The organism is Acinetobacter sp. YH12233, from assembly GCF_013417725.1.
In the GTDB taxonomy this organism is placed as follows: Bacteria; Pseudomonadota; Gammaproteobacteria; order Pseudomonadales; family Moraxellaceae; genus Acinetobacter.
The window spans coordinates 23,882-36,833 of record NZ_VPDK01000002.1 but is presented as its reverse complement, the minus strand read 5'-3'; the positions used below and the strand labels follow the sequence as shown (position 1 = coordinate 36,833).

Annotated in this window: 16 protein-coding genes and 1 riboswitch; of the genes, 10 read left to right on the top strand and 6 right to left on the bottom strand. The window is 43.1% G+C overall.

Features of this window, described 5'->3' with window-relative positions; translation table 11 throughout:
* Positions 1-90 precede the first annotated feature (90 nt).
* On the top strand, positions 91-471 hold the full coding sequence (gene panD / locus FTV12_RS01545) for an aspartate 1-decarboxylase (RefSeq protein WP_004784844.1): 381 nt from the start codon (positions 91-93) through the stop codon (positions 469-471).
* Positions 472-538: 67 nt separating this feature from the next.
* Here the strand turns inward: panD and FTV12_RS01540 are convergent, their stop codons facing one another.
* Complete coding sequence (locus FTV12_RS01540) at positions 539-1,102, bottom strand: GDYXXLXY domain-containing protein (RefSeq protein WP_159123458.1); 564 nt, start codon at positions 1,100-1,102, stop codon at positions 539-541.
* Positions 1,099-2,904, bottom strand: a complete 1,806-nt coding sequence (locus FTV12_RS01535; protein WP_180016897.1) for a DUF2157 domain-containing protein — start codon at positions 2,902-2,904, stop codon at positions 1,099-1,101. Before FTV12_RS01535 ends, FTV12_RS01540 begins: the two co-directional genes overlap by 4 nt.
* A gap of 171 nt (positions 2,905-3,075) precedes the next feature.
* A riboswitch (FMN riboswitch) is annotated at positions 3,076-3,232 on the top strand.
* A gap of 106 nt (positions 3,233-3,338) precedes the next feature.
* On the opposite strand from FTV12_RS01535, the gene ribB reads away from it, so the two are divergent.
* A complete protein-coding gene (gene ribB, locus FTV12_RS01530) occupies positions 3,339-3,998 on the top strand; it encodes a 3,4-dihydroxy-2-butanone-4-phosphate synthase (RefSeq protein ID WP_180010586.1) in 660 nt (219 codons plus the stop codon).
* Between the two features lie 65 nt (positions 3,999-4,063).
* Here the strand turns inward: ribB and FTV12_RS01525 are convergent, their stop codons facing one another.
* Positions 4,064-4,675: a LysE family translocator gene (locus tag FTV12_RS01525; protein ID WP_180010584.1), complete on the bottom strand. Its 612-nt coding sequence runs from the start codon at positions 4,673-4,675 to the stop codon at positions 4,064-4,066.
* A gap of 45 nt (positions 4,676-4,720) precedes the next feature.
* Positions 4,721-5,206: a DUF1289 domain-containing protein gene (locus FTV12_RS01520; protein ID WP_179992824.1), complete on the bottom strand. Its 486-nt coding sequence runs from the start codon at positions 5,204-5,206 to the stop codon at positions 4,721-4,723.
* Positions 5,207-5,394: 188 nt separating this feature from the next.
* On the opposite strand from FTV12_RS01520, the gene FTV12_RS01515 reads away from it, so the two are divergent.
* The 4 genes from FTV12_RS01515 to FTV12_RS01500 all read left to right on the top strand — a co-directional run bounded on the left by FTV12_RS01515 (position 5,395) and on the right by FTV12_RS01500 (position 7,976).
* Positions 5,395-6,327 carry a rhodanese-related sulfurtransferase gene (locus FTV12_RS01515; protein ID WP_159123453.1) on the top strand — a complete coding sequence of 311 codons (933 nt, stop codon included), beginning with the start codon at positions 5,395-5,397 and terminating at the stop codon, positions 6,325-6,327.
* Positions 6,328-6,533: 206 nt separating this feature from the next.
* Positions 6,534-6,812 (top strand): FUSC family protein, encoded by a 279-nt coding sequence (locus tag FTV12_RS01510; protein WP_159123452.1) that lies wholly within the window; start codon positions 6,534-6,536, stop codon positions 6,810-6,812.
* Positions 6,813-6,900: 88 nt separating this feature from the next.
* Positions 6,901-7,518, top strand: coding sequence for a DedA family protein (locus FTV12_RS01505; RefSeq protein WP_159123451.1), 618 nt, complete (start codon positions 6,901-6,903; stop codon positions 7,516-7,518).
* Between the two features lie 29 nt (positions 7,519-7,547).
* Positions 7,548-7,976, top strand: a complete 429-nt coding sequence (locus tag FTV12_RS01500) for an ABZJ_00895 family protein (protein WP_166137855.1) — start codon at positions 7,548-7,550, stop codon at positions 7,974-7,976.
* 87 nt (positions 7,977-8,063) lie between these two features.
* Here FTV12_RS01500 and FTV12_RS01495 read toward each other — a convergent pair whose 3' ends face one another.
* The gene (locus tag FTV12_RS01495; RefSeq protein WP_004784868.1) at positions 8,064-8,588 is read right to left on the bottom strand and encodes a YecA family protein; all 525 of its coding nucleotides are present in this window, start codon (positions 8,586-8,588) and stop codon (positions 8,064-8,066) included.
* A 71-nt stretch (positions 8,589-8,659) separates the two neighbouring features.
* Positions 8,660-8,866, bottom strand: a complete 207-nt coding sequence (locus FTV12_RS01490) for a PA3496 family putative envelope integrity protein (RefSeq protein ID WP_004784869.1) — start codon at positions 8,864-8,866, stop codon at positions 8,660-8,662.
* 373 nt (positions 8,867-9,239) lie between these two features.
* Here FTV12_RS01490 and rpoD point away from each other — a divergent pair, with 373 nt between their 5' ends.
* From rpoD to FTV12_RS01470, 4 genes are all read left to right on the top strand, one after another.
* Entirely contained in the window at positions 9,240-11,126 is a 1,887-nt protein-coding gene (rpoD, locus tag FTV12_RS01485) for an RNA polymerase sigma factor RpoD (RefSeq protein ID WP_004784872.1), read from the top strand.
* 107 nt (positions 11,127-11,233) lie between these two features.
* Positions 11,234-11,521, top strand: coding sequence for a YbeD family protein (locus FTV12_RS01480; RefSeq protein WP_004784874.1), 288 nt, complete (start codon positions 11,234-11,236; stop codon positions 11,519-11,521).
* A gap of 163 nt (positions 11,522-11,684) precedes the next feature.
* Positions 11,685-12,344 carry a lipoyl(octanoyl) transferase LipB gene (gene lipB / locus FTV12_RS01475; RefSeq protein WP_180033441.1) on the top strand — a complete coding sequence of 220 codons (660 nt, stop codon included), beginning with the start codon at positions 11,685-11,687 and terminating at the stop codon, positions 12,342-12,344.
* Between the two features lie 74 nt (positions 12,345-12,418).
* Positions 12,419-12,952 carry a hypothetical protein gene (locus FTV12_RS01470; protein ID WP_159123447.1) on the top strand — a complete coding sequence of 178 codons (534 nt, stop codon included), beginning with the start codon at positions 12,419-12,421 and terminating at the stop codon, positions 12,950-12,952.

Below are 12,952 nucleotides of genomic sequence, written 5' to 3'. Positions count from 1 at the left end.
AAATGCGCAAGCCTACCCACTTATCCAGTGTCGTAGAAATTGATTCAACCATAAGATCAAAGTCTTAGGTCAACTAAGGGGACGCTAGCCATGCTATCTCGTTTATTAAAATGCAAAATTCATCGCGCTTTTGTTACACATGCAGAATTACACTATGAAGGTTCATGTGCAATTGATGGCGTTTTGATGGATCTAGCTGGCATTCGTGAATACGAAGAAATTCATGTCTGGAACGTGACCAATGGTAAGCGTTTTACTACTTATGCCATTCGTGGTGAAGATAATTCAGGGATTATTTCTGTGAATGGTGGTGCTGCGCACCAGGCTGATGTTGGTGATATCGTGATTATCGCAACATTTGGTGATTTCACTGAAGCCGAAGCCAATGCTCATAAACCACGTCTGGTTTATGCCAACCCGGATAACACTGTGAATCACACTGCAAATTGCATTCCGGTACAGGTTGCCTAAGCTGGTTCAACAAGATTCTCAAAAGCTCGCTTCTCGCGGGCTTTTTTATGGGCTGATTAAAATAAAACTAACGCCCCTGCCACCAGCTTTTTCGGTTCTCACAGTTTAAGGACTTAAGATTTTGATCTACCAGGTCAGCCAACAAAGTTTCTCCATTTTCTTTTAGCTTTAATTCGGCGAATTTAGCATTACGATAACAAGGCTCAAGTCCCTCAGCGAACATAAAACTGTTGGCAGCCGGATATAAGCCTTCAAAGGTATTCCGTGGATTTTTCAGGATTAGTCGCGCTGAGCGTGGCTGATCCAGCGCACTTCGATTAAAACTGGTTTTGACAACTCTTCTTTGCTCATCAAGCTGTACATAGCTTAGTACACGGGACTGGTTTTCAAAATCTTGAATACTGATTTTAGGTTCTGATTGTTCTGATCTATTCTCCGCTGCTAGTGCACTAAAATGCAGATCATAATTCAGCGCCATATAATCGCCTTGCAGAATTGATCGCGGATCTACTGGTGCCAGCTCCACATAAATACTTTGGCTATCTCGAAGATGCCATTCATGTTGCGCAATCAATCCACAAAATAAGGCAATACTGAAAATAGCCAGATGCAAAGGAAGAAACTTTTTCATCTTGCCTCTCCTTGCTCATGTTGTAGTTTTGACCCCTTTAAAATATAGGCCAGCAACAAGACCAGTATCCCTGAAGCAAAGATACTGATGCTTTTTAATAGGAAGCTTAAGCCCAGATTGTAATACAGCATCCATAGCCAGAAGATCAGCAATAAAATGGTAAGTGCCTGTATAAGTCGTTGCTGATAGACCACTGCCCACGCCATAAGCAGCATAATAATAAAAATCTCAAAATAGCCCAACAGAATGAGTAAGATGCCAAATATAGGAATCAGCCAGAGCCATTTTTCATAAAATTGCTGCCAGTTTTGCCAGATAAAACCAAGCAACAATAAGCTCGGAAGAACATAAAACAGCAGAACGTGGTCAAGGCTGATCTGCCCGATGCCCTGCCAGTGCTCTAATCCAGTCACAGATTGAACCACGGCTGAACCTGTCAGCATAGCAATGATCCAGAGCAGAATACTTTTCTGATAAATTGAGGACTGCCAATATCTAGCGGTTAGAATTAGCCCGATAAAAATGACATAGTTCAAGCTTAGGGCAAGCGTGATTACAATATCATCATGCTTAAAGGAATTCTCTAATGCCAAAACCACAATTGCTAAAGCATGAGCTATCAAGAGCTGTAAGGTTAGAATGAACCAGTGCATCCGTTTGATCACAGTCAGAGCCAGCATCATTAATTGCAACAGCCACACTATAAACAGACTATCGGTGAGCAGTTCCGTATGAATTAATACCGCAGCTTGCCCGCAAACCCAAAGACAATAGGCAAACTGACGTAGAAATATGGAATTCTTTTGACTTAATAATTTCCAAGCGATGCCAATAAAAATGAGACCTAAAACAATTGAAACTGCTTTCCAATAGGTCAGTAATAAGACTGCCAGAATAATTCCAGCTATCCATGCACCAAGTGCCAAAGGAATGACGGAGAATTTGGTTTGTGGAAAAATTTTCTTTAGGGCAAAACTGATCAGCGCAAACCAGCCAAAGATCAGCATTGCCAAGATAAATAAGCCCGCTGCTGAATTGGTAAGCTGATCGTCCACCAGTTCAAACAGCCATAGGCTCAAACTGGCAGCCAAGCCTGCAATCAGTAAAATGGTTTCTAGTGCCTGATGCTTACGATAAAAATAAAATGCAGCCCCTGCTGGTAGAACAACTGAAGAAGCCAGATAGATCAGCTGAAAATGATGGGTAAACTGCATCATACTGCTGATCGAAATCATGATAATGAATGCAATAAACAGATATCGCAGTAACGAATAATAACGTATGGCAAAGGCAAAGCTGATGGCCGTCAGTAGATTCAAAGTCAGTAGATATAATCCTTCTGCCCGTATCATCCAGAAACTTTGCTTAAAGTAAAAATACAATGCCAGCTGACTGACCACACAAAGCATGGCAAAAACCCCGATATTTGGTCGATATAGCCACGGCAACAGCAATACGGCCCAGAGCAGAAATAACTGATAACTATCCGCACCAGTCTGATAGATCTGCCCAATCACCACCAGACTTAAGCCCAGCATCAGGCCAGATACAGTATCCAGACTCTGTCTGATCCATTCCCGCTGATTAAAGTAAATGCTGGCTATTGCACTACAGAGTAAAACCAGCATTGGAATTGCTAACTGTACCTGATTCGGTAGCATCCACCAGTTCGCAGCCATTAAATACAGCAAACTGACTGCAATCAGCGCAACGCCCAAAATATTGAGATAACGCAAAACCTTTGCATCACAAAACAGCAAGGGAGAAAATGGATTATTATGGATCAGCTCGGTTTTCTTCATTGTCAGAATGATTGATCAATTTCTATTGTTAATAGCAACATAACATGTTTCCAGTTTTTTGCTAAAGGACTGTAGTAATTCAGATAATCTGTTTTGCTTATCTGAAATTCTGCAAATTCGTGACTGGCCAAACTATCCCATCTTTTAAAAATCAGGACTATAATGGCCCTACATCGCTTCAGGGCGGGGTGAGATTCCCCACCGGTGGTAATTTCAGGGTAGTAAATCTCTATTCCTAAATCAGCCCACGAGCGGTCAATTTCGATTGATCTGCAGATCTGGTGCAAATCCAGAGCCGACGGTATAGTCCGGATGAAAGAAGACGAAAGCAGTACACCCTGTTTTATGCCTGGCATGAAACTGTTTTGCTATAAGCCTATTTTCACTATGTCCTGAAATGTTCAATCGTACTTTTACTTTACGTGAGCGTTTCAATGTCAAGTTTGATTCAACCCGAAATTTTCTTTTCCGCTTTAGCTCCCGCTGAACAGCGCATCCAACAAGCACTCGAGGACATCCGCCAAGGCAGACCTGTTCTGGTGATGGATGACTTTGACCGCGAGAATGAAGCCGACCTCATCATTGCAGCAGAGACTTTGACTGTAGAAACCATGGCTCGTATGATTCGTGATGGTTCCGGTATTGTGTGCCTATGTCTGACTGATGAACTGGCCAATCATTTAGAACTGCCACCTATGGTGCAGGATAACTCTAGCCAGTTTAAAACTGCATTTACTGTCACCATTGAAGCTGCGGAAGGTGTGACGACTGGTGTATCTGCCAAAGACCGTACCACCACGATTAAAGCAGCCATTAAAGACGGTGCTGTCGCCAGTGACCTGAACCGTCCAGGGCATGTCTTCCCTTTACGTGCACGTGAAGGTGGTGTGTTGACCCGTCGCGGCCATACCGAAGGTACGATTGATCTTGCGCGTTTAGCTGGCTTGAAACCTGCCGGTGTTCTGTGTGAACTGACTAACCCCGATGGCACCATGGCTTCTGGCATTCAGGTATTGTCTTATGCACAGACGCATCAGCTGACCGTGATTACCATTGATGAACTGGTGCGTTACCGCCAGCAGCACAATGTATAAGTATAAGATTTAAAGATAAAAAATCCCGGCTTAAGACCGGGATTTTTTATCTTATATAAATATTTTTAGATGAGTACAGATAATATTCCATAGACTGCGACTACCAATAAAATCAAACCGCACAAACCAAGCAAATACGGATACAACCTGGATTTAGCAAAGCCTTGAAAGCCTAAATAAACTAATGACAGGGTCAAAAAATCCAGGACAATCCAGCTGATCGTCAGAATAACCAAACTTAAATCCAGATTTGGCGTGATGCCAATAAACTGCGGGAAAAACGCAGCAAAGAAAATAATATCTTTGGGGTTGGAGATCCCCACCAGAAAACCGGTTCGGAAGCCACCCTGTACTGGCTGCAAGCCTTGTGAACTGGTTGAACCCTGCCCTTGCCAGACTTCCCGGAAAATCTGGATTCCCAGCCAGGCAATATATAAACAGCCAAGCAGCTTGATGCCATTCAGCCAGTTTTCATTAATGACCAATAAGCCTTTTAAGCTAAAAATAGATAAGGTGATCAATACCAGAGAAGCAAAATTCGTCCCGAAAATGGTCTGCAAAGCATGCTTATAGCCACCTTTCAGTCCAGCACTAGCGACCAGCAACATCACAGGCCCAGGTGTGGCAATCATGATAACGACGGCCAGACAATAGAGAATATATTCACTGATATTCATGCCATTTCCTCAGCTATCATGATTTTACTAAATAAAAAAGAGGACTTAGTCCTCTTCCTGCATATGAATCAAATGCTGACTGATCCCATCCGCCCGTAAAAAAGCCAGGTCATAACTGGCTTTGGCGAGTGCCAGTACCCGACGTTCGAATTCATCCCAAAGCGGGCGCACCTGTTTGTAATGAATGCCTAAACCGCTTTCATCAGTAAAATGACGATTCTTTTCACAGAGTTTTAAGGCATGGTAAAGCTTACGACCTTTAGTCGCATCTTCACGTAGACGCACCCGTTTAGACAGGACAAATGTTTCCACTTTGGCCAGATTCGCCATCGGCAGCATCGGGACCAAAATCTGATCTAGCTGTGCATCCAGCCGCTGCCAGACCGCAGTATGTTGATCTGCGTTATAACTATTCCAGTGAATCACTTCATGATTAAAACGGCGGCAACCACGACAGACCGCATCACCAAATACGGTTGAGCAACGCCCTGCGCAAGGGGTCAAAGATGCAATACGACGATCCGAACTCAAAACTTACTCCAACTGTGCTGCAACTTCCAGCATCTGCATCATTGCATCAAAATCCTGGGTCGGCATGACTATACACGCTCTCCCTATCGATTTGAAGTCCGTTAAAACCCGGCCTTTTACTCGCTTATTCATTCAAATCACGTTAAAATATGCGCCTTTCAAATTATCATGCTACGTTGGAGTATTCCATGAACGCTACTGTAGAACAGCTTGCACCTGTAGAACAGCAAGCGACGACTGGTTGGGTTGTTGCCGCACTTTATCAATTCAAAGAAGTTCAAGATCCTGCGGGTCTGCAACAACGTCTTTTAGAGTTGGTAAAAACCATCAACCTTTGCGGTACTCTAATTGTGGCAGGTGAAGGCATTAACGGGACTGTTGCGGGTAACCGTGAAGCCATCGACAAAGTACATCAGTTTCTGCTTGATGAAGGCTTCAACGAAATGGAATACAAAGAGTCGCATAGCTCTGACAAACCATTCCGTAAAATGAAGATCAAGCTGAAAAAAGAGATTGTGACTTTAGGTGTACCGGTTAAGCCACGTGATCTGGTTGGCCATTATCTTGATCCTAAAGAATGGAACGAGCTGATTGCACGTGATGATGTGATTCTGGTTGATACCCGTAATGATTACGAGTACAAAGCTGGTACCTTCAAAGGCGCAATCGATCCAAAAACTGAAACTTTCCGTGAATTCCCTGAATATGTGAAAAAGAACCTGGAACAGCACAAGGATAAGAAAATTGCCATGTTCTGTACCGGTGGTATTCGTTGTGAAAAATCAACTTCTTTATTGCTTCAGGAAGGCTTTAAAGAGGTGTATCACCTGAAAGGCGGTATTCTGAAATACCTAGAAGAAACTCCAGCTGAAGAAAGTCTTTGGGAAGGTGAATGTTTCGTATTTGATGGCCGTACTGCAGTTACACATGGTGTGGAAGAAGGTCAAAATACCAAATGTCATGCGTGTGGCTGGCCATTAACGCCTGAAGAGGCAGCGCTGCCAAGTTATGAACACGGCGTATCTTGTGTGTACTGCATCGATAAAACTACCGAGAAACAAAAAGAAGGTTTCCGTATGCGTCAATCGCAAATTCTGGCTGCAAAACGTAAACGTCTCTAATTCCAGTTTTGTAACTAAAAATATCTAAGCCCTCTTCGGAGGGCTTTTTGTTTACATAAGCATTACATCTGCAATAAAAAACTTACCAATCCCTTACCAAGAACAGCATATTTTTACAGCTAAGCTTGATAGTCTTTATATCACATTACTTTGTTACCATAAGTCTTTCATTATTAATTAATTTTTTAAATGAAAAGGAAAACAAAATGGCCAATTCACTTGCTCGGGATCCAGATAATATTGTTAGATTCCAACCTAAAGAAAATACAAAACTGGAACGTATTACCCAACTGACAGATGAGCTAGAAGCAGAATCACATCTGTTTATTGTGATCTTGGGAACTATCATTGGTGCCATTCTTGCCCTGTTTATTGGCTACCATATTGAGGCTACAGCAGCACACTATTTACTGCTCAGTGCTCTGCCAGTTTGCCTGGCTTACAGCTTACGTAAAGTTTACATTTATACCTTAACCCATAGTTAATCCACACTTGGCCATTTATATAACTTAACTTTACCCTCTTAAAAATACTGCTTAGGATACAAGCAGTATTTTTTATTTTGCCAATTTTATGAATCTGACTGAATGGATTATTTCTGTCATGGAACAGCTGGGCTACTGGGGCATTGCCTTGCTCATGTTTCTTGACAATGTCTTTCCCCCGATCCCCTCTGAAATTATTATGCCTTCTGCCGGCTATTCCGCATCTCAAGGAGAATTACTGCTGGTTGGAGTCATTATTGCAGGCAGTATCGGTTCGTTATTGGCAGCGGCATTGCTCTATTGGATTGGCTATAAATTTAACCACGACAGTATTTTCAGATTCATAGACCGATATGGAAAATTCTTGTTTATCAAATCTGAAGACGTGAAAAAATCTCTGGAATGGTTCGAGCAGTATGGACACCGGATTGTATTCTTTGGCCGGATGGTTCCGGCAGTACGTTCCCTCATCAGTATCCCGGCTGGCATGAGCCATATGCCTTTCTGGAAATTCATGTTCTATAGTGGACTAGGTACTGTTATCTGGACCACGTTCCTGGCCTGTGTCGGTTTTTATTTTGGTGAAAATCAGGAATTGATGCACAAAATCTTCAGTCAGGTCAGTTATGTGATTATTGCGATTGTCGTGATCATCATGGGCTGGGTTTTATACCGTAGACATCAACGTAAAAATCGTCCATCCTGAAGAGACCTCAGCATAAGGAGGCTAAAACGATGTCGCACTATCTTAAATATTTTGCCACCGTTTATCTGACTCTGGTCTTAATAGTCGGCATACTCATCTACGTGTTCAATCTGGGCGCCATTCTGCTGATTCCTGCCCTGATTGCCTCCGCCTTTCTCAGCGCCCGATACTTTGTGAAAAAAGAACTCCGACTACCCACCCAGGAAGAGAAAAGCAGACTGGTCTGGGGTTCCACGATTATTGCCATGACCTTTGGATTTATCTTTTTGTTTATAGTGATCTGGCTGCATCCACAGACGGAGGAAATCTATAGAAGGATGCCTTATACAGGACGCGGGCCAAATTCGTTTCTGGTAGCTGCAAGTATTGCCTTACATGCCTTGCTGTTGCATATCGCCTACAATGGCTATGCGCGTTATAGCTTGAGCAAGCGTACGGGTGCCGATCATAAACCTTAGACTAGGTAATTAACTAGTCCAAACGTTGTACAAAACACCTGAGCTAAAAAAAGCACCTGACGGTGCTTTTTCATGGCGGGGCATGACTTATTCTGGTGTGTGGTACATCAGATATAATTCATTCAAGTTTTCTGGAATCTCTTCTGCAAGCTCATCCATTAACTGACCATTGCGACGGAAAGATTCCATTTGCGGATCTTCTTCATCGATGCCACTGAATACCATAATTGGCAGCGTTAAATCGACCAACTGTTCTTCAAATTCTTCTGTAAACCAGGCTTCTTCGTTCAGGAACATGGCATCTACAAAGCCCACACTCCAGTCACCTAGACTTGATTCGGTATCTGCTTCTTCAATTTCAAATGGGAAAGTGATCCCTTCTTCATTGGCCAAGCTTTGACGGATTGACTCTAACCATGCTTTAACCTGATTGATGATTTCTGCAGGCACTTTTTTCTGGTTGCCTTCAAAAAGTTCATCCATCCATTTGTCAAATTGCGGGCCTACTGCGATAGCACATAAGAAACCATGAGTTGCCGCAAAATCCAGACCATACTCATTTTGGTCGCCGTCCAGATATTCACTCAACAGGTCTAAATCTAAAGCACTCATTTAACATCCAAACTTAGAAAACCGAAAGGATTAGCATAGCATTTATTCAGGCTATGCTAAATCTGAATTCGTTAATCTTCGTCGTCAAAGTCGTCATCATCGTCGAAGTCATAATCAAAATCTTTGAGTTCGCGTTCCAGACGGCGTTGCGAGAGCAGATCATCAATTAAACGACGTTTTTCCAACGACTCTTTCGCACTTAGCTTACTCGATGCCTCATCGAAATTAACATCATCATCACCGTAGCTATCATCTAGTTCAAAATCTGTCGAAGACACTAAAACTACCTCGTAGTGAAAAATGTAAATGGGTCTAGGCGCTATTTATCTTGCCTTTAAAAACTTGTCAAGTTTTATTTATATATTTTGTATGTTTATACTAGTTAGCTCTTGTTTTTCTACAGCATAATTGTGTATTTATTAGCTGGTTAGATAGTGAACGCTTTTTATCCCATGGATGAGGGACGTTTCTAAAATTAGATTGGGAAATACACTTGAAAAGATAAACTTAGACCCAATATCGATATTCAATTGTTATTCAAACATATTTATAAAATCATGCTTGACTGATCAATTCCAAAACTATTTCAGGTGAATTGTGCTATCATGCACGGTTTTTCACTGCCACAGATTCAACGAAGAGTAAGCAAAGATGAGCGATATGACTTCCCCTACTTCTCAAGTAGCGGCTCTGATTAGCCGAGGCAAAGAACAAGGTTACTTAACCTTCGCTGAGGTTAACGATCATCTCCCGGACTCCATCACAGAAAGCGAACAGATTGAAGATATCATTCAAATGCTGAATGATGTGGGTATTCCTGTCCATGATCGTGCGCCTGAATCTGATGATGCAATGTTCGAGGATACTGCAGAAGCTGCTGATGAAGTTGCAGAAGAAGAAGCTGCGGCTGTACTTGCATCTGTAGAAAACGAACCAGGTCGTACGACTGACCCTGTACGTATGTACATGCGTGAAATGGGTACCGTTGAACTTTTAACGCGTGAAGGCGAAATTAGCATTGCAAAACGCATTGAAGAAGGTATCCGAGACGTTCTTCACTCTATTGCTTACTGGCCGAATGCTGTAGAAGTTGTACTACAAGAATACAAAGATTATGAAGCTGGCGAACGCCGCCTTGCTGACATTCTGTCAGGTTATTTAGACCCTGAATCAGATGAAGAAATTCCAGAAGTGCTGGAAGAAGTCGCTGAAATCGAAGAAGATGAAGAAGCAACGACCAAGTCAACCAAAGATGTAAAACTGGATGATGACGAGGAAGATGAAGAGTCTGATAGCGATGACGATTCTGAAGGTGACTCAGGCCCAGATCCAGAAATTGCCAAAGTTCGTTTTGCCGAACTTTCAGATGCCTGGAAAAATACCAAAGCGGTACTGGAAAAACACGGCCGTAACAGCAAAGAAGCAGAAGAAGCACTTCAAGCGCTTGCAACTGTGTTCATGATGTTCAAGTTCACGCCGCGTTTGTTCGATATCATTTCTGAAATGATTCGTGGTACACATGACCAGATCCGTGGTGCAGAACGTGAAGTGATGCGTTATGCCGTCCGTCGTGGCCGTATGGACCGTACCCAGTTCCGTACTACTTTCCCGGGTCAGGAATCGAATCCAGCCTGGTTAGATGAGCAAATTGCGAAAGCGACTGCTGATCAGAAAGCTTATCTGGAAAAAGTACGTCCTGACGTATTGGCCTTCCAGCAAAAAATTGCAGATATCGAAAAAGATCTTGATCTTAAAGTTCGTGACATCAAAGACATTGCCAAACGTATGGCAGTCGGTGAAGCGAAAGCGCGTCGTGCCAAGAAAGAGATGGTTGAAGCAAACTTACGTCTGGTGATTTCGATCGCGAAGAAATATACCAACCGTGGTCTGCAGTTCCTAGATCTGATTCAGGAAGGTAACATCGGTCTGATGAAAGCGGTAGACAAGTTTGAATACCGTCGTGGTTACAAGTTCTCGACTTATGCCACCTGGTGGATTCGTCAGGCGATCACCCGTTCAATCGCGGATCAGGCACGTACCATTCGTATTCCAGTGCATATGATTGAAACGATTAACAAGATCAATCGTGTATCTCGTCAATTGCTTCAGGAAATGGGCCGTGAACCGACACCGGAAGAACTGGGCGAACGTCTGGAAATGGACGAAGTGAAGGTTCGTAAAGTACTGAAAATCGCTAAAGAACCGATTTCGATGGAAACACCGATCGGTGATGATGAAGATTCGCATTTGGGTGACTTCATTGAAGACAGCAACATCACTTCACCAGTGGATGCTGCTACTTCAGAAGGCCTGAAAGAAGCGACTCGCGAAGTACTGGAAAACCTGACTGAACGTGAAGCGAAAGTCCTGAAAATGCGTTTCGGTATCGACATGCCAACGGATCATACTTTAGAAGAAGTCGGCAAACAGTTCGACGTAACCCGTGAACGTATCCGTCAGATTGAAGCGAAAGCACTGCGTAAGTTACGTCACCCTTCCCGTTCTGAACACCTGCGTTCATTCCTGGAAAATGATTAAGATTTAATACAATTTTGGAGACTTGAAATTTCATCTCTCGTCTCCATTTTGTATTGCAATACACCCAAACGCCTGCGCTATGCAGGCGTTTCGAATAGGGGGACTACATGTTAGACCGCACACCATCTCGTGAACTCCGCGAAGATCTTTGGGTTTTTCCAATGGATTACCCAATCAAACTCATTGGCCTTGCAGGTGAAGAACTGCTGAATGCGGTCGTTGAGATTTTCACCAAACATTTTCCTGACTTTGATGGCGATAGCGTAAGCATCACTCCATCCCGTACTGGTAAATATCATTCGATCACTGCTCAGCTACGCTTCCTTGAACTGGAACAGGTGCATGCCGTATATGCTGATCTTGCAGCTTGCCCACTAATCAAGACTGCACTTTAAGATTATTCTGCTCCAACCTTGGCAAATTAAAAAACACGCTTTCGGGCGTGTTTTTTATGTGTGTGACTAGCTCACCAACAATTACTACGAATCTCTCCCCTATCTATTGCTGAAATCATTATAATTATTTGCAGTATGATCTAATTTTCTAAGGACGCACACTGTGACAGCTGCGGTTCAAAAACCCTCCCTGATTATCCGTCAATATAATAACCTGACTCCCTACGAAGACCGTTTTCTGGAAATGAAAAGCTTCACGGAAAACCGTGATGAAAATACGCCTGATGAGTTATGGATTTTGCAGCACCATGATGTACTGACCCAAGGTCAGACCGGTAAACCGGAACATATCCTGATTCCAACTGATATTCCTGTCATTCAAACCGACCGTGGTGGTCAAGTCACCTGGCATGGTCCTGGTCAGCTCGTCGCATACTTTATGTTTGACCTGAACCGTCTGGGCTGGAATGTCCGTACATTGGTGTCTTATGCCGAAAACCTGATGATTGAACTACTTAAAAAGCATGAGATTGAAGCCTATGCCAAACCCGATGCTCCGGGCGTCTATGTGAATGAACGTAAAATTGGTTCTCTCGGCTTTAAAATCCGTAAAGGCCGTAGCTATCATGGCTTATCTTTAAATATTGATTGCGACCTGACTGGTTTCCATACCATCAACCCGTGCGGCTATGCAGGCCTGGAAATGGTGCGAATTAATGACCTCGTCAGCAACCCGCCAAAGTTTAATGACTTGTGTGTTGAAATTATTGAAACTTTAAGCAGCAGCGGTTACTTTAAGCAGGTGAACGTCGAGCAAAGATAAAGCCTTTGCATTTTAACAATAAATAAATTAGAGTAATTACTCTAAACCAATAATATCAAGATAGGGATCATCACGTGATTGCGACAAAATCCGTAAAACCCGCTTTGCAGCTTGCCTATGTCAAACTGATGATGGATATCATTGGCCGTGGCCTGGTCATGGCAAGTCAGGTAGACCCAGAAATCAAACAGGAAGTTGCCCAGTTTCCCGCCAATTTTAGGCTTTCAATGAATGTTTTTCCACATGGCCCGGCCTTCGTTGCCCGGGTCACGGAACAACATCAGCTGGAACTGGTCAAAGAAAGCAATATCAAGCCAGACCTGACCATTACCTTTAAGCATCTGCATCATGCCTTTCTGGTGTTTTCCTTTCAGGAAAGCACGTCTCAGGCCTTTGCCAATGACCGCATGATTGCCGATGGTGATATTTCCTATGCGATCCGTCTGGTACGTTGCCTGAACAAAATGGAAGCGCTGATCTTGCCGAAAATGGTGGCGCAACTGGCAGTAAAAGAATACCCGAATAATCTGGGACTCAAAGATAAAATCATGGAAGCGAGCAGCATCTACTTAAAAGTCGCTCAATCTTATTTGAAACGGAGTGTATAA